At 52.4% G+C, this 17,879-nt stretch carries 16 protein-coding genes; 5 read left to right on the plus strand and 11 right to left on the minus strand.

What is annotated here, in order from left to right:
- Positions 1–73 precede the first annotated feature (73 nt).
- The 5 genes from QZ303_RS08035 (at position 74) to QZ303_RS08055 (ending at position 6,318) form a co-directional block, all read left to right on the plus strand.
- Entirely contained in the window at positions 74–1,435 is a 1,362-nt protein-coding gene (locus QZ303_RS08035; protein WP_295731518.1) for an SUMF1/EgtB/PvdO family nonheme iron enzyme, read from the plus strand.
- A gap of 50 nt (positions 1,436–1,485) precedes the next feature.
- The gene (gene gldL / locus QZ303_RS08040; RefSeq protein ID WP_295731488.1) at positions 1,486–2,370 is read left to right on the plus strand and encodes a gliding motility protein GldL; all 885 of its coding nucleotides are present in this window, start codon (positions 1,486–1,488) and stop codon (positions 2,368–2,370) included.
- Positions 2,371–2,399: 29 nt separating this feature from the next.
- A complete protein-coding gene (gene gldM / locus QZ303_RS08045) occupies positions 2,400–3,968 on the plus strand; it encodes a gliding motility protein GldM (protein ID WP_295731490.1) in 1,569 nt (522 codons plus the stop codon).
- A gap of 33 nt (positions 3,969–4,001) precedes the next feature.
- Positions 4,002–5,180 carry a gliding motility protein GldN gene (gldN, locus tag QZ303_RS08050; protein WP_295731492.1) on the plus strand — a complete coding sequence of 393 codons (1,179 nt, stop codon included), beginning with the start codon at positions 4,002–4,004 and terminating at the stop codon, positions 5,178–5,180.
- Between the two features lie 145 nt (positions 5,181–5,325).
- Complete coding sequence (locus QZ303_RS08055; RefSeq protein WP_295731520.1) at positions 5,326–6,318, plus strand: family 43 glycosylhydrolase; 993 nt, start codon at positions 5,326–5,328, stop codon at positions 6,316–6,318.
- Between the two features lie 292 nt (positions 6,319–6,610).
- On the opposite strand, the gene QZ303_RS08060 is transcribed toward QZ303_RS08055, so the two are convergent.
- From QZ303_RS08060 to QZ303_RS08110, 11 genes are all read right to left on the minus strand, one after another.
- A complete protein-coding gene (locus QZ303_RS08060) occupies positions 6,611–7,138 on the minus strand; it encodes a DUF5063 domain-containing protein (protein WP_295731494.1) in 528 nt (175 codons plus the stop codon).
- A gap of 17 nt (positions 7,139–7,155) precedes the next feature.
- Positions 7,156–7,752 (minus strand): nicotinate (nicotinamide) nucleotide adenylyltransferase, encoded by a 597-nt coding sequence (gene nadD / locus QZ303_RS08065; protein WP_295731495.1) that lies wholly within the window; start codon positions 7,750–7,752, stop codon positions 7,156–7,158.
- A 38-nt stretch (positions 7,753–7,790) separates the two neighbouring features.
- Positions 7,791–8,363 (minus strand): guanylate kinase, encoded by a 573-nt coding sequence (gene gmk, locus QZ303_RS08070; RefSeq protein WP_295731498.1) that lies wholly within the window; start codon positions 8,361–8,363, stop codon positions 7,791–7,793.
- Positions 8,360–9,235: a YicC/YloC family endoribonuclease gene (locus QZ303_RS08075; protein ID WP_295731500.1), complete on the minus strand. Its 876-nt coding sequence runs from the start codon at positions 9,233–9,235 to the stop codon at positions 8,360–8,362. Before QZ303_RS08075 ends, gmk begins: the two co-directional genes overlap by 4 nt.
- Positions 9,236–9,353: 118 nt before the next feature.
- A complete protein-coding gene (gene groL, locus QZ303_RS08080; RefSeq protein ID WP_295731502.1) occupies positions 9,354–10,991 on the minus strand; it encodes a chaperonin GroEL in 1,638 nt (545 codons plus the stop codon).
- A 62-nt stretch (positions 10,992–11,053) separates the two neighbouring features.
- Entirely contained in the window at positions 11,054–11,329 is a 276-nt protein-coding gene (locus tag QZ303_RS08085) for a co-chaperone GroES (protein ID WP_295731505.1), read from the minus strand.
- Between the two features lie 238 nt (positions 11,330–11,567).
- Complete coding sequence (locus QZ303_RS08090) at positions 11,568–12,281, minus strand: response regulator transcription factor (RefSeq protein WP_295731507.1); 714 nt, start codon at positions 12,279–12,281, stop codon at positions 11,568–11,570.
- 8 nt (positions 12,282–12,289) lie between these two features.
- Positions 12,290–13,810 carry a sensor histidine kinase KdpD gene (locus QZ303_RS08095; RefSeq protein ID WP_295731509.1) on the minus strand — a complete coding sequence of 507 codons (1,521 nt, stop codon included), beginning with the start codon at positions 13,808–13,810 and terminating at the stop codon, positions 12,290–12,292.
- A gap of 285 nt (positions 13,811–14,095) precedes the next feature.
- Positions 14,096–15,016 (minus strand): NAD(P)-dependent oxidoreductase, encoded by a 921-nt coding sequence (locus QZ303_RS08100; RefSeq protein WP_295731511.1) that lies wholly within the window; start codon positions 15,014–15,016, stop codon positions 14,096–14,098.
- A gap of 21 nt (positions 15,017–15,037) precedes the next feature.
- The gene (gene serC / locus QZ303_RS08105) at positions 15,038–16,105 is read right to left on the minus strand and encodes a 3-phosphoserine/phosphohydroxythreonine transaminase (protein WP_295731514.1); all 1,068 of its coding nucleotides are present in this window, start codon (positions 16,103–16,105) and stop codon (positions 15,038–15,040) included.
- A gap of 188 nt (positions 16,106–16,293) precedes the next feature.
- Positions 16,294–17,757, minus strand: coding sequence for a DUF1846 domain-containing protein (locus QZ303_RS08110; protein ID WP_295731516.1), 1,464 nt, complete (start codon positions 17,755–17,757; stop codon positions 16,294–16,296).
- Positions 17,758–17,879 lie beyond the last annotated feature (122 nt).

A 17,879-nucleotide genomic window follows, 5' to 3' on the forward strand; every position in this document is an offset into this window, starting at 1 on the left:
ACAGAATCATCTATTAACCGCTATAATCACCCTTCCGATAGTCACCTCATGCGCCTTGGGCAGCCATAGCAGCATGGGAGGCGAAGTCACGGGCGTGAGCGCCACATCATGGGCTGAGCCTACTCCCTACGGCATGGTGCTCGTAGACCGGGGTTCCATGAAAGTAGGACCCGCCAAGGCAGACAGCGCGTGGAACCTCCGGGCCGATGCACGCGGCATAAGTGTCGACGGGTTCTGGATGGACGAGACCGAGGTCACCAACGGCAAATACAAACAGTTTGTACACTGGGTGCGCGACTCCATCATCCGCGAACGCCTCGCCGACCCTGCTTACGGCGGTAACGAGGAATTCAAGATCGAGGAGGACAAGGAAGGCAACCCCGTGAAGCCTTACCTCAATTGGAGCAAGGCCATTCCATGGCGCAATCCTTCTGAGGACGAGGCTCGTGCCATTGAAAGCCTATACCGCGTCAATCCCATCACAGGCGTGAAAGAACTTGATCCGGAGCAGCTCAATTACCGCTACGAGACCTACAACCATACCGAGGCAGCCAAGCGCAAGAATAGGCTCAACCCGGCACGCCGCGACTACAACACCGACCGTCCTGTCGACACCACTCTTCCCGTCATCTCTAAAGACACCGCCTATATCAACGATGAGGGTGACATTGTGCGTCAGACGATTTCACGCGCGCTGTCGGGCGATTACGACTTCGTCAACACCTACATAGTCAACATCTATCCTGACACGACGGCATGGATCAACGACTTCGAGAACGCCTACAACGAGCCTTACGTGCGCCTCTATTTCTCCCATGGCGGCTACAACGACTACCCCGTAGTCGGAGTCAGCTGGGAGCAGGCCAACGCGTTCAGCCACTGGCGCACTGAGTTTCTCCGCCGCTCTCTGGGCAAAGACGGCATCTATATAGAACCTTACCGGCTGCCCACAGAGGCCGAATGGGAATATGCCGCCCGTGCCGGCAACAACGATAATATGTATCCATGGGACGGAGAACTCCCGCTGACCGAGGACAAGGGATGCTTCTATGCCAACTTCAAGCCAGACGAGGGCAACTACTCCCGCGACGGCCACATCATCACATCTCGCGTGGGCACATACTCCCCCAACGACTTCGGGCTATACGACATGGCAGGGAACGTCAGCGAATGGACTTCCACGGCCTATACCGAGAGCGTCGGTAAGCTCACTTCGGATCTCAATCCGGAGTACCGCTATGACGCAGCCGTCGAGGATCCCTACAAGATGAAGCGCAAGATCGTGCGCGGAGGTTCATGGAAGGATGTGGCCCACAACGTGCGCTCCGACCTGCGCATGTGGGAATACCAGAACGAGCAACGCTCCTACATAGGATTCCGCAACGTACGCTCTCGCATAGGATTCGCAAAAGGACAAGGCCAGAAACAGAAATAACCCACTCCTCACTCTCACAGCAACCAACGTCATCATCACCATCCAACACAATGGGAAAGATAAAGAAATACAAGAACAGCATCGAACGTTTCCTTTCAGGAGAAAAGGGACAGCGCTTCTTCAACTTCGCCTACTCGATCGGAGCGGCAATCGTGATCTGGGGCGCACTGTTCAAGATACTCCACCTCCCCGGTGGAAGCACCCTGCTATCAATAGGCATGGGCACCGAGGTACTTATGTTCATCCTCACGGCCTTTGACCGTCCACCGCGTGAATACCATTGGGAGGAGGTGTTCCCCGTCCTCAGCACCAAAAGTCCCGAGGATCGGCCCGATTTCCAGGGAGGAGGCAACATAATCGTAGGCTCAGGAACGACATCCGCCCCCTATGTTTCGCCCTCCGGAGCCAAAGGTGTCAATGTCCCGGCCGGAGGAGCAGTCATCCCTCCAGACGCCACACCCACCGACGAGTATGTAGCGCAAATCGCCGCACTCTCACAGCAGATGGATCAGCTGCGCCATACCACCGAATCGCTGAACAATGTAAGCGAAGTCCTGCTCCAGTCATACAGGGCCATCACTGAGAATTCCGAAAACATCACCCGAAGCTCCACAGGCTACGTCGAGGAGATGCAGGCGCTGAACCGCAACATCGCCGGATTGAACACCATCTACGAAATACAGCTCAAGAGCGTAAGCTCACAGCTCGACTCCATCGACCGTGTGAACCGTGGCATAAAGGACATACGCGACATGTACGAGAAGTCGTCGGCCATGAGCGAACGCTATTGCGAGGAAACAGAGAAGATGGCGCGGTACATGCAACAACTCAACCAGGTATATGAGAAGATGCTCCATGCCATGACCATCAATATGTACAACCCGATGGGAGCGCCGGCCCCCCAGACACCGGCAGGCGACACGTCTATCCGTTAAAACCTCCAACACTTACCACACCCCACCTTATGGGAAGCAACAATACACGTTCACTTTCGTCACGTCAGAAGATGATAAATCTGATGTACATCGTGCTGACGGCAATGTTGGCGCTGAATGTATCATCAGACGTGCTCGAAGGGTTCGGCCAGGTCGAAGAGGGACTTGCACGCAGCAACGCCACCGTAGACCAACGCAATGAGGCCGTCTACCGGCGCCTCGTGGCATTTGCCGAACAGAATCCGGAGAAAGGCGCCCCATGGCGCGACAAGGCTGCCGAAGTGCGCTCCACCACGGCACGTGTCTACAGCCTCATCGACACACTTAAAATGGCGATTGCTGTCGAAGCCGACGGACAGAATGCCAACCTCGACGAGATTATCAACCAGGATAACCTCGACGCGGCATCCATAGTGATGCTGTCGCCAGGGAATCCGAAAGGCAAACACCTGCGCAGCACCATTGATTACTATCGCAATTACATCGCCTCTCTAATGGCCGACTCGGTGAAGCGCGACAACGTAATGCGCTCTCTTTCGACCGACCGTATCACCCGCCGGGGCACAGTCACCCCCCAGCTTTGGGAGGAGGCGATGTTTGACAACAAACCCGTGATCGCTGCCATCACCCTGCTCACAAAGCTACAGAGCGACGTGCGCTACGCCGAGGGTGAGGCACTCGCCACACTGCTTTCCAATGTCGATGCGGGCGATGTCCGTGTCAACGAGCTTAACGCATTCGTCATACCGCAGTCGCGCAACGTTATGCGCGGCAGCCGCTATTCGGCCAACATCGTACTCGCCGCAGTCGACACTACCCAGCGCCCGGCCATATTCATCAATGGAAAGCAGCTCGACAATGACCACGGCCTTTTCGAAACTCCCGCGACATCCACCGGCAATTTCGACTATTCCGGCTACCTTGAAGTGCCTCACGGCGACGGTACAGTCACACGCCACGAATTCGAGTCGAGCTACACAGTGATTGAGCCTACAGCCACCATCTCCGCCACGATGATGAACGTGCTGTACGCCGGCATTGACAACCCCATGAGCATATCTGTTCCTGGAGTAGCACCATCGGCCATATCAGCATCAATGACCAACGGCACACTCTCCCGCAACGGACAGGGATGGGTGGCACACCCAGGAAAGGTCGGCACGGAAGCTGTGGTGACCGTAACCGCCAACATCGACGGTCGCCCGCAGACGGTTGCTTCCACCTCATTCCGTGTTCGTAAACTCCCCGACCCCGCGCCGTTCATTACTTATACCGACTCAAAGGGAAACCAGGAGCGCTACAAGGGCGGGAAACCGTTTCCCAAGACACTTCTGCTACAGGCCCCGGGCATAGAGGCCGCCATTGATGATGACCTGCTCAACGTCACCTACAAGGTATTGAGCTTCGAGACTGTATTCTTCGATTCTATGGGTAATGCTATCCCCGAGGTGTCGCAGGGCGCGCAGTTCTCCCAGCGTCAGAAAGATTCGTTCCGTCGTCTCCAGCGCGGCAAACGCTTCTACATCTCGCGCGTGAAAGCCATAGGACCCGACGGCATACAACGCGACCTCGCTCCGATGGAAGTAATCGTCAACTAATCCCCATACATCCGACCATATCAACACCCGCATATGAAATCATCATTCCGACATATCCACCTCTTCTTAGGCTCGCTCGCTGTGGCCATCGCCCCTTCGGCCGACTCCGTGGCGCAACAACCGCACGGACAACAGCAGTCTACCTCCTCGGCCATCATAAGGAAAGCCCGCGAGGACGCGCGTGCCGACGCACGACGCAGCGCCACCGGTGTCACCGAGCGCATGCAGCAATTCTATGAGGAGCCATCGCGCAGCGACGCCGACGCACAATGGATGAAGGTAGTCTACCGCCAGGTCGACCTCACAAAGGTGAAAAACGCCCCGCTTTACTATCCGGAAGAAGTTGTCGACGGGCAGGAGAACCTTTTCCGCATCATAATGCGCCTCATCGCCGACGGACAGTTGGAAGGATATGAATACCTCGATGGAAAAGAAATCTTCAATGACCAGTACCGAGTGAAAGTGCGTGACATGCTCGACCGCTTTCACGTGCTATACACAGAGGCCAAAGGCTCTACCGAGAAGAATCCGCGCTTCACCATCGAGGAAAGCGATGTTCCCGCCAATGAAGTGCTGTCATACTACCTGCTTGAGCGATGGGAACTAGACAAACGCACCAACCGCATGCGCACCACTGTCGAGGCCATCTGCCCCGTACTCCACCGCTCGGGAGACTTCGGAGGCGAGGCCGTAAAATATCCAATGTTCTGGATACGCATGGACAAGCTGCGCCCATATCTCGCACAACAGTCTATATTCATAGATGACGATAATAACCTCGCCTCGTACACCTACGATGACTTCTTCACTCTTGGCCTGTACGAAGGTGACATCTACAAGACACGCAACCTGCGCAACCTCTCGATGATGCAGATGTATCCGGATCCAGACGACCTGCGTCGCGCGCAGGACAGCATACAGAACTATCTCGTAAACTACGAGAAGAAGATGTGGGTGCCCTCTCGCGAGGAACTTGCCGCACTTGCCGAAGAACGCGAACGAATCGAAGCCGGCGACACTATCCCATCACGCGACGAGAACGTAGCCGCCGATGCTCCCAAATCATCGCGCCGCGCCGTCACAAGCCGCCGAGGACAGCGCTCTTCCACAGCTTCGGCAAAGGCCAAATCGCAAAAGCCCAAGGCCGTCAAGTCGGCAAAGCCGAAATCGCCCAAGTCATCGGCAGTGCGCTCCGTGCGTCGCCGCAAATAATCTGGTAGCCAGACAAGTCAGACAGTTCGGACCAGTCTGATTTGTCTGAACCGTCCGACCACCTGTCCGACTCCATAATCAATCAACCAGTTATATGAAACGATTTATTCCTGCGGGCGCTATATGCGCCGCTCTTGCCCTCACCATGGCAAGCTGCTCGTCAACAAGGACGATGACACTCGACAAGCCTTTAAAGCTTGCCGACAACCCGTTTATCACCCACATCTACACCGCCGATCCTTCGGCTCACGTATGGGATGACGGGAGGCTCTATGTCTACGCATCCCACGACATCGACCCTCCCGCTGGATGCGACCGCATGGACCGCTATCACGTGTTCTCCACCGACGACATGCTCAATTGGACAGACCACGGCGAAATACTCAACTCAGGCGATGTGGCTTGGGGACGCCCCGAAGGCGGATTCATGTGGGCACCCGACTGCGCATTCAAAGACGGCAAATACTACTTCTACTTTCCCCACCCTTCCGGATCAGACTGGAACAAGACATGGCGTGTGGGCATAGCCGTCAGCGACAAACCGGCATCAGATTTCAAGGTACTCGACTCACCTATGGAGATTAAAGGGATGGAGGATGACGTGTTCGCCATGATCGATCCCTGTGTCTTTGTCGATGACAACGGCAAAGCATACTTCTACTATGGAGGAGGAGGCCGTTGCGTGGGCGCTCCTCTCAAGGACAACATGACCGAGCTTGCAGAACCGCTGCGCAGCATGGAGGGTCTGAAGGACTTCCACGAAGCCACATGGGTGCACAAGCACAATGGACGTTATTACATTACCTATGCCGACAATCATGCCGAAGGCGGACGCGGCGCCAACCGCCTCCATTGGGCATCAAGCAAATCGCCCCTCGGCCCCTGGACCTACGGCGGCATTTATCTCCAACCTACCGACTGCGATACCTCCCACGGCTCCGTAGTAGAGTACAAGGGTCGTTCATATGCATTCTACCACAATCAGGCACTCTCCGGAAAAGGCAACCTGCGCAGCATATGTGTCGATGAACTGTTCTACGGACCGGACGGCGAAATCCTCCCGGTGGCAGCACGCACACCCGTCGTCACCTCCAAGCCCGCTCCTGCCGGACCATACGTAAGCCCCAAGCAAAAATAATCCACAGGATATTAAAATCGCGGCGGTGTGTCGAAATTCGGCATACCGCCGTTTTTGTGTCCGGACGGGAGGGTGCTGTCAGTCATCGCGAAGCGCTCTGCTTTGCAGAGAATGGCCTCAGATGGTAGGAGCTGAGACTGAGGCTGATGGGAGCGTAGTTCCCTACGTGACCGCTATCGGCTTGCCGCTTTCGTAGCATCGCGGAGAAAGAACCCGAATGTCGATAGCGACGACCTAGATGAGCCATTATGACACACCCTCGCGATCTATTATATCATAATTCAATAAAAGCTTACTCGTCGGCGGTAGTGGAGGAGTAGCGTATATGGTTCAAGGCACGGAGCACGTTGCAGAGCACACGACTCCAATAGGATTCAAAATCTTCCTTTACGGCTATTACCGATGAAAGAATCACCTCCTCAGACATGTCCCGAATGGAATCAAGAAGATTGTACAACACCTGAAATATGTCGGCGAGCCCCTCGGAAACGGAAGCCGCAATTGGCGTGTCGGAATATTTCATATCCTCTTCGAACACTTCGAGGTAAGTGTCGTCCGGGCCAAGAAGGTTTGCCACGCTCATGCGCACCGATTCATAAAAATCCTCATCCAGACGACCTTCCATATAAGCCTCCTCGACGAGAAACTGGTTGAGCTGCAAGTCAGTGGCGGATATGTAGATACGCGGGAGCAGACGCAACATATTCTCCACAAATGGTATGCGTTCGGCCTCGCGGGCATCCTCCAGCGCCTGGCAATATTCATTTGACAATGCAATAAAGGCCAACGTATTATTGTTAAGCAAAGATGACGATTTCATATGTTTCCAGTTGATTTTCATCGTTCAGCCCCATAAAGTCCATGAGCCTGAATATATTGATATACCCCTGAGGGGAGAAAAAAGTTCATGTCGCGCCCTTCGGCTATGGCTCTACGGATAAATGTCGATGATAATTCGACCTGCGGTGCATCAACGCATACAACACCAGCCTCGGAATCACATCCTGCCACAGGATGACCGGGCCTCGGATAAACGACAAGTCCATATTCCGATATTATCTCAGCAGGAGAACGCCAACGTGAGAACGATTCCCAATTGTCGGAACCTATTATAAGAGTGAAGTCATAATCGGGATACATTGCAGACAGATGCCTCAGAGTATCAATCGTATAGCTCGGACGAGGCATCGAAAGTTCAACATCACACGCACGCAGACACGTCGAACCTGCAACTGCGATACGAAGCATGGCAAGCCTGTCGGCATCAGGAGTCAAGGCCATATCTTTCTTGAAAGGGTTCTGAGGGGACAATACCAGCCATACCTCGTCAAGGGCACTCCATTGAGCTATATATGAGGCTACGATCATGTGCCCCGTGTGAACCGGATTGAACGAGCCGCCCATTATACCTATACGCTTGCGTGTAACCGACATATGGCTGCAATATGGTTAAACGATGGGAAAATGAGAAGTCACTCAGCCACCACGAAATCATTTATAAGCCTGTGAGCCTCCTCAACGGCCTGATCAAGATTGTCGTTGACCACAGAACAATCATATTGCGGCGCAAAAGTCAGTTCAAAAGCCGCCTTCCCCACCCTCTCGTCAATTACCTCCGGAGAATCGGTGGCACGTCCCTCAAGACGCCTGCGCAACTCTTCGATAGACGGTGGCATGACGAAGATCGCCAAGGCCCGGTCACCGTAGATACGCTTCACGTTCATCGCCCCTTTGACATCTATGTCGAGCACCACGTTCTTTCCCTCAGCGGTAATACGATCTATCTCGCTTCGCAGTGTCCCATAGAACCGACCTTGATACACCTCCTCATATTCGACAAAATCACCGGCATCGATGCGACGCCGGAATTCATCCGGAGAAAGATAGTAATAGTCCACGCCATGACGCTCCGCCCCACGCGGTGCACGAGAAGTGGCCGATATGGAAAATGCGAGATTCAAATCGCCGCGTTCCATCAGCTTGCCGATTATTGTAGACTTGCCGCAACCGGACGGAGCCGAGAATATGATGATCTTTCCGCTCATAGCACGTTGAGTACCTGCTCTTTTATCTGCTCCAACTCATCCTTCATCTTTACGACGATACGCTGCATTTCTGCATTGTTGCTCTTCGATCCGAGCGTGTTGATCTCACGTCCCATCTCCTGACTGATAAAACCGAGTTTCTTGCCTTGTCCTTCGCCATGAGCCATCGTTTCAATGAAGTAATTGAGATGCTGCGCCAGACGCTGCTTCTCCTCGTTTATGTCAAGCTTCTCGATATAGAATATCATCTCCTGCTCCAGACGGTTCTTGTCGAAAGCCACACCGTCAAGTTTGGCAAGATTCTCTTCCAGACGGGCGCGGATCTTCTCGACACGCTCTTTTTCGTAAGGCTCCACCTGCGACAGAAGGGTGCGTATGCGGTCGATACGAACTGTAAAGAATTCCTGGAGCTTCTCCCCCTCCTTACTACGGAACTGCACCAACGCATCAAGCGCCGCTGCCACAGCTTCTTGCAGAGCTTTCACATCATCGTCTGTGAGAGTGTCGGGGAGTTCACTTTTGATAGTCTCAGGGAAGCGCATCAGCACTCCGTACCAATCCTCGGGCCAAGGTATGCCCAAAGCCACCGCCATCTGCTCCACCTGGGCCTTGTAGGCTGCCATGAGCGGAATGTTGAGCGACACCGTAGTCTCAACGCCTATAGGCTCGGAATATATCTGCATATCGACCTTGCCACGCTGGAGGCGAGCCGACACGATATTGCGCAGGTCGAGCTCTTTTTCACGAAAGGCAGTTGAAATGCGTGTGTTTATGTCGAGCTGCTTTGAATTGAGCGACTTAATCTCGACAGTGATTTTTTTTGTTGGGATTGTAACGACAGCTTTGCCGAATCCCGTCATAGATTGAAGCATGGGCACGGTTGTTTTCGGCAAAATTACGAATTCCCCATAAAAAAAGCAAGGGGCACAACGGCAGAATGCCGCCATGCCCATCGCTTATGAAATATTTTAATGAATCAGATGACCGGCATTACATCATGCCGCCCATTCCGCCCATACCACCGGCAGGCATTGCCGGTGCGGGATTATCCTCTTTCTTGTCGGCAATCACGCATTCGGTGGTCAGGAACATGCCGGCGATAGAAGCCGCATTCTCAAGAGCCACACGGGTAACCTTGGCAGGGTCGATCACGCCGGCAGCGAGAAGATTCTCATATTCGCCGGTTCGGGCGTTGTAGCCGAAGTCAGCATTACCGTCCTTGACTTTCTGGATTACAACCGCACCCTCTACGCCGGCGTTGGCCACAATCTGACGAAGCGGCTCCTCGATGGCACGACGGATGATGGCTATGCCTGTCTCCTCGTCGTCATTGTCGCCCTTGACACCATCAAGCGCAGAGATAGCACGGATATAAGCCACGCCTCCGCCAGGCACTATGCCTTCGGCGATTGCTGCGCGGGTAGCACTCAACGCATCGTCCACACGATCTTTCTTTTCCTTCATCTCGACCTCGGAGGGAGCACCGATATGGAGGACTGCCACACCGCCGGCGAGCTTGGCAAGACGCTCATGGAGTTTCTCCTTGTCGTAGTCGCTCGTGGTAGTCTGTATCTGTGCCTTAATCTGAGCCACGCGTGAAGCGATAGCTTCTTTCGAACCTGCACCGTTTACGATCGTGGTGTTTTCTTTGTTGACATTAACCTTTTCGGCCTGTCCGAGCATGTCGAGAGTGACCTTGGCAAGCTCCATGCCCTTCTCCTGGCTTACGACAGTGCCGCCGGTGAGCACAGCGATATCCTCAAGCATCTCCTTGCGGCGGTCGCCGAATCCGGGAGCCTTTACCGCGCAGACTTTCAGAGAGCCGCGCAGACGGTTGACAACGAGTGTCGCAAGAGCCTCCTGGTCGACATCCTCGGCCACGATAAGCAGCGGGCGACCTGTCTGAGCCTCGGCTTCAAGCACGGGAAGAAGCTCCTTGAGATTGGAAATCTTCTTGTCATATATAAGGATGTAGGGGCGATCCATCTCACATTCCATCTTCTCTGTGTTGGTGACGAAGTATGGCGAAATATAGCCTCGGTCAAACTGCATTCCTTCTACGATATCCACCGTAGTCTCGGTGCCCTTGGCCTCGTCAACAGTGATAACGCCTTCCTTCTTCACCTTGCGCATAGCCTCGGCGATTAGCTTGCCGATCTCAGCATCGTTATTGGCCGACACACGGGCAACATCCTCTATCTTTTTAAGGTCATCGCCCACTTCCTCGCTCTGTCCCTTGATGCTATCGACTACGGCGGCAACAGCCTTGTCGATACCACGCTTGAGATCCATAGGATTGGCTCCTGCAGTGACATTTTTGAGACCTACGTTGATGATGGCCTGAGCGAGCACGGTAGCTGTGGTAGTACCGTCACCGGCATCATCGCCCGTCTTTGAAGCGACTTCCTTCACGAGCTGTGCACCCATGTTCTGGAACGGATCCTCAAGTTCAACCTCGCGAGCCACCGACACACCGTCCTTGGTGATATGGGGAGCGCCGAATTTCTTGTCGATGATCACATTGCGGCCTTTAGGACCGAGAGTTACCTTTACGGCATCGGCAAGAGCGTCGACGCCTTTCTTAAGCTCTTCGCGAGCCTGAATATTGAATTTTATATCTTTTGCCATGATAGCGTTATGATTTTTATTTCAGTATTGAATGATGTCATGAAACCGCGCAGGTCCTGACGTTATTCGGCAATCACCGCGAGCACATCGCTCTGGCGCATTATCAGGTACTTTTCTCCATCAAGTTCGATTTCAGTACCGGAATATTTGCCATAAAGGACTTCATCATTTGCCTTAAGCACCATTTCTTCATCCTTGGTACCATTGCCGGCGGCAATGACTGTGCCTCGGAGAGGCTTTTCCTTGGCGGAATCAGGGATTATGATTCCCGACAATGTACGTTCTTCGGCAGGGGTTGGCTTGATAAGCACTCTATCGGCAAGTGGTTTGACATTCATATCAGTAATAAGTTTTAAGTATTAATTAATCTTTATTTATTGGTCATGATAGTGGGCATACCGAAAATGACACTGTCATCCTCCGGCATCGCAATATATAACAACACATACCGTGCCAATGTTGAATCATGACATGCATATGCGCCATTTTGGCAGTAAGAGGCCCGCCACCACGGTTAAAATGCCGTTGTCGCGGGCCGTTTAATGAATGTCGAGTGTCAGCCGTCATGCTGCAACGTTACTGGGCAGGAGTCGGCTCGACTTCAGGGGCGATGAGCTTGTAGCCCTTGCCGTGGATGTTGATAATCTCGATTGCCGGGTCATCCTTAAGATGCTTGCGCAACTTGGTGATGTAAACATCCATCGAACGGGCGTTGAAATAGTTATCGTCGATCCAGATGGTCTTGAGAGCGAAGTTGCGCTCAAGGATTTCGTTTACATGGGCACAGAGCAGACTGAGAAGCTCCGACTCCTTGGTGGTAAGCTTCGTCACCTTGTCGTCGATCATAAGTACCTGTTTCTGGGTGTCGAAAGTGAAGCGGCCGATCTTGTACATCGTAATCTCCTTCCCTTTCTTCCCTTTGACACGGCGCAGTATGGCCTCGATACGGAACACAAGCTCTTCCATCGAAAAAGGCTTTGTGATGTAGTCATCAGCACCGATCTTGAATCCTTCGAGTATATCTTCTTTCAGAGATTTGGCCGTAAGGAAAATGATAGGTATTTCAGAGTTGACGGTACGGATCTCCTGCGCAAGCGCGAATCCGTCCTTCTTAGGCATCATCACGTCAAGCACGGCAAGGTCGTACTTACCCTTGAGGAAGGCCTTGTAGCCGGCTTCCCCATCAGGGTAAAGGTCGGCATTGAAGCCTTTTGCTTGCAGATATTCCCGCAGCAACATGCCAAGATTCTCGTCATCTTCGCATAAGAGGATACGCAAACGTTCTTCCATAGTCGTTGTCAGTTAGTAAGTGGTAATATAATTATAAATGTTGTTCCTTGTCCGAATTCGCTCTCAACGCGTATCTCACCGTGAAGCTCGCCCACCATCTTGTGCACATAGGCCAGACCGAGACCGAAACCCTTCACATCGTGGCGGTTGCCGGTAGGCACGCGGTAGAACTTCTCGAATATCTTTTTAAGCTCGTCACGCCGTATGCCGATACCGTTGTCGCTTATGCGTATCTCCAGCCGTTCCGGCGATATGTCTGCGGTAGTGACACGTAATGTCAACGGCACATCATCGCGGCGATATTTCACGGCATTGTCGAGAAGATTGAATATCACATTGGTGAAATGCATCTCATCAACCTCCACGATGGCGTCCTCGGCGGCAAGATGGCTCTCTATATGTCCGCCGCAGCTCTCGACCTTGAGCTTGAATGTGCTCACGATGTTGGCTATCGTCTTGTTGGCATCAATCTCCTGAAGGCGCAGAGTGGCTTTCTGACGGTCGAACATAGACATTTGCAACACTTTCTCCACCTGAAAGCGTAAGCGCTTTGTCTCATCGTTGATTACGGTGGATATGTGCTGCATCATGGTAGGAGACTTCCGTACACTGTCGTCATTGAGCATCTGGGCCGCCAGCGAAATTGACGATATCGGAGTCTTGAACTCGTGGGTCATGTTATTGATAAAGTCGTTTTTCATCTCGGTAAGCCGCTTCTGCCTGAAAGCCACGATGATAGTATAGAGGAACACAAGCAGCAATATGAACGTGAACACGAACGACGGTATCATGAACTTCACCGACGACATTATATAGTCTTTCTTGGTAGGAAAATGTACCTTTATGTAGTAGACCTTGCTGGCCGGATCGTTGGGGAAAAGCGTCTGCACGAACATGTTGTTGCGCCCTGCATCGGCATTGCTGAATCCGGCACTCTGGTAGATGGGACGGCCGGCACGGTTGACCACAGCGAACTCAAAAGGAAGATTAAGCCCGTTGTTCTCAAACTCTCCGGCAAGATACGAGGCCACAGTCGCCGAATCCGCCCTCTCCTCTATAGGACGGTTGCTCGACTGGCTGAGTATGTTCAGTATGACCTCGTTAAGAAGCCCTTTCTGATAAAGATACTGGCCTTTAATGGTCTCCTGTAGCGAACGATAGCGTCCGGAGGCAGTGGGAGATATCGAAGAACGGGCGCGCAGGTCACCATGTATGGTAAGGTCGCCGTGCAACCCATCCGGAGTCGTAAACGAATATTTCATGCTTCCCACCGATGAATTCTTGGAACCGCCTTCAAGCGAGCCATAGACACTCTGCTCGATCGCGGCCGCATCCTCCTCAAGGAAATGCCTCGTCTCGTCCTGCTCAAGGGTGGAGGTGACGGCATATAGAGAGCGGCGAACACCCTCGGCAAACTGGTCATCGCGCATCCTGATCATGTTTTTCATATACATGATCTGGATATATAGCAACCCACCGAAAGTCAGGGCCATTATTATCGTTAGAATCCAGATAGTTTTCTTCTTCATTTTAAATAATATACACTCCTCTTTGGAGTAATTTATATTATATAACGTTAACAATTAATCCGCTTAAATGTTTGCCCCGCGCAAAAGCCATCCGGCTGTAATAACATCAAAGCGAGATTAATTTAACATCTAAATGCAAAATTAACATTTACTTTTAACATTTACAACTTTTATTCGACAATTCCACGACAATGCCATATAAAGGCACAAATACCACAAGAAACTGGCCGCTGTAATCTTTTACGATTGCAGCGGCCAGTTGTAGAACTAATCGGAATATTGGAATTACTTGTTGACCTGGAAGCGATTGATACCGTCGCGCAGATAAGCCACTACCTGATTGGCGGCGGCGATGCCTGCGTTGATGTTTGCCTCGGAAGTCTGTGCACCCATCTTCTTGGGTGTGAAGAACACACGGTCCCCGAACTTGGACTTAAGCTCGTCGGCATTGTCGGGTTTCACATCGGCCATGTACTTGAGGTCGGTACGTTCTTCGAGCGCTTTTTCAAGGCCGACCTCATCTATTACCTCCTTACGGGCGGTGTTGATAAGGATACCACCCTTAGGCATCTTGGTGATAAGCTGATACCCGATGCTTCCTTTTGTTTCGGGAGTGGCGGGGATGTGTATTGACACCACGTTGTTGCCGGCGTAGAGGGCATCGGTGTCGTGTACGGGATTGACATCCTCGGCCTGCATGGCGCCGTCGGGGCAATAGGGATCAAAAGCGCTCACCTCCATGCCGAAGCCTTTGGCTATGCGGGCCACATTGCGTCCCACCTGCCCATAGGCCTGAAGGCCGAGTTTCTTGCCCTTAAGCTCTATGCCGGAAGTGCCGTTGTAGCCATTGCGTGCAGCCATCACTGCCATGCCGAACACAAGCTCAGCCACAGCGTTTGAATTCTGTCCGGGAGTATTTTCCACAACAACGCCATGGGCGGTTGCCGAAGCAAGATCCACATTGTCATACCCAGCTCCTGCACGCACCACGATCTTGAGATTCGCGGCCGCATCGAGCACTTCGGCATCAACCTTGTCGGAACGTATAATCAGAGCATCGGCATCGGCAACGGCTGCAAGCAGATCTGCACGGTCGGTGTATTTCTCCAAAAGTTCCAACTCATAGCCGGCATCCTCGATTACCCGGCGTATGCCATCGACAGCGACAGCTGCAAACGGCTTTTCTGTTGCTACGAGTACTTTCATATCAGTAGACGTGTGGTATGATTAATGTTTTTTCTCAAACTCATTCATAGCCTCGACGAGAACCTTGACGCTCTCTATGGGCAGAGCGTTGTAGAGCGAAGCGCGGAATCCTCCGACAGAGCGGTGGCCTTTTATTCCGACTATGCCCTTGGTCGATGCGAAATCGATGAACTCCTTCTCCAACTCGGTATATTCAGGCTGCATAACGAAGCATACGTTCATGATGGAACGATCCTCGGGAACGGTGGTGCCTACGAACATCTTGCTCGAATCGATGGCCGAATAAAGCAGTTCGGCCTTGGCAAGGTCGCGGCGCTCCATCTCCTTCACACCACCCAGTTCCTTGTAGTATCTGAGAGTCTGCAATGCCGAGAAGATGGGCAACACAGGGGGGGTGTTGAACATCGAACCCTTCTTGATGTGAGTGCGATAGTCGAGCATGGTGGGGATGGCACGGTCGACATTGCCCATGGCGGAATCCTTGACAATTGCGATGGTGACTCCGGCAGGAGCGAGATTCTTCTGCGCACCGGCGTAGATTATATCATACTTGCTGACATCTACGGGGCGCGAGAAAATGTCGCTTGACATGTCGGCTACCAAGGGCACCTTGACATCGGGATCGAAACGCATCTCAGTGCCGTAGATGGTGTTGTTTGTTGTATAATGGAAATAGTCGGCATCCTCCGGCACTACGAATCCCTTGGGGATATAAGTATAGTTCTTATCCTTGGAGGAAGCCACCACGTCGACTTCACCAAAAAGCTTGGCCTCCTTGATGGCGTTGGAAGCCCATGTGCCTGTATCGAGATAAGCGGCTTTCTTTTTCAGAATGTTGTAAGGCACCATGCAGAACTGCATGGACGCGCCTCCGCCCAGGAAAAGCACCGAATAGCCTTCGGGCACCTCAAGAAGTTCCTTGACAAGAGCCTGTGCCTCTTCTATTACCGCAGTAAATTCCTTGCTGCGGTGCGACACTTCGAGAATCGACAGTCCGGTTCCGGCAAAGTCCTTGATTGCCTCTGCCGTATTCTTGATGGTATATTCACTAAGAATCGACGGACCGGCATAAAAATTATGCTTCTTCATACAGAATACGTATATAATTATGTGTAATTGTTTATAACAACATCAGGTCTACCTATGCAAGAGAGGTTGCATGTGCAAATTTACACAAATTATCATAAGCCTCCCACCATTTGATATGAAAAATGCCCCCATTAACGAAATTTTTCTTTAATGAGAACATTCTTGTAGGATATGACTTGTATCATCGGTTAATTCTTCTTTGCGGGATCGCAAGTAAGCCCCACACCGAGTTTCTTGAAAATCTTATGGTCGACTTCACCGAGCATCACGGTCGAATGCACCTGACATCCGTCAAGATCGGGGAGCATCTCCAACGCACTACGGCATTTGGCGTCGTGTTGACTCAGCACTGACAACGCCACGAGCACCTCGTCGGTATGAAGTCTCGGATTACGGCTTCGCAGATAGTTGATCTTGGTGTGCTGTATCGGCTCGATGAGATCCTGTGGAAGGAGCTTCACGTCGTGGTCGATGCCTGCAAGATGCTTTATGGCATTGAGGATAAGAGCCGCACTCGGTCCGAGAAGCGGGGAAGTCTTGGCCGTGATGATAGTACCGTCCGGCAACTCCATCGCCGAACAAGGAACGCCTGTAGACTTTGCGCGCTCGCGGGCGGCAGCGATTGTCTTGCGGTAGCTGAGATCGATACCTGCCTGATTGAACAACATGGCAATCTTGTTGACCTCGGCGTCATTACTCTCCCCGAGGGCCATGCGGTTGAGAGCCGTAAAATAGCGACGGATTATCTCGTTGCGAGAAGCGTCGCAGCACACGTCATCGTCGCTGATACAGAACCCTACCATGTTGACTCCCATGTCAGTAGGAGATTTGTATGGGTTATCGCCGTATATGCCCCGGAACAGGGCGTCGAGCACCGGGAATATCTCTATGTCGCGGTTATAGTTGACAGCCTTCTCTCCATACGCGTCAAGATGGAACGGGTCAATCATGTTCACGTCGTTGAGGTCTGCTGTAGCGGCTTCATAGGCGATGTTGACAGGATGGCGTAACGAGAGATTCCACACCGGGAATGTCTCAAACTTCGCATACCCGGCCTCAATGCCGCGCTTGTGCTCATTGTATAGCTGGCTGAGGCACACGGCCATCTTGCCGCTGCCCGGGCCGGGAGCCGTGACGATGACAAGCGGCTCGGTAGTCTCGATATAGTCGTTGCGACCGAACCCCTCGTCGGAGGCGATCAGCCCGACATTTGCGGGATAGCCGTCTATGATATAGTGGACGTAGCTACGGATGCCCATGCGCTCCAGCCGCTGACGGAAAGCATCGGCGCTCGCCTGCCCGTTATAGTGGGTGATGACGATTGAATTGACCTTGAATCCTCGGTTCTGAAACTCACTACTGAGACGCAGGGCATCCATGTCGTATGTGATGCCGAGATCCTGTCGCACCTTGTTCTTCTCTATGTCGACCGCACTTATCACAATCACTATCTCGGCATGGTCGGCAAGCTGACTGAGCATACGCAGCTTGCTGTCGGGCTGGAATCCTGGGAGCACACGGCTCGCATGGTGGTCATCAAACAGCTTGCCGCCAAGCTCCAGATACAATTTGTTGCCGAACTTCGCAATCCTATCCTTGATGTGGCTGGATTGGATCTTAACATATTTCTCGTTGTCAAATCCGTGTTTCATAACGGGACACAAATTTACAATAAAATCATGAAATTCATACACTGACAGAATAAAGAAATATTTTCCCGGCACGGCTCTTTCATTTAAGATTGCGTTATGTTCTCAGGGATTGTGTTATTTTA

It is taken from the genome of uncultured Muribaculum sp., from assembly GCF_910583865.1.
Lineage (GTDB): Bacteria > Bacteroidota > Bacteroidia > Bacteroidales > Muribaculaceae > Muribaculum.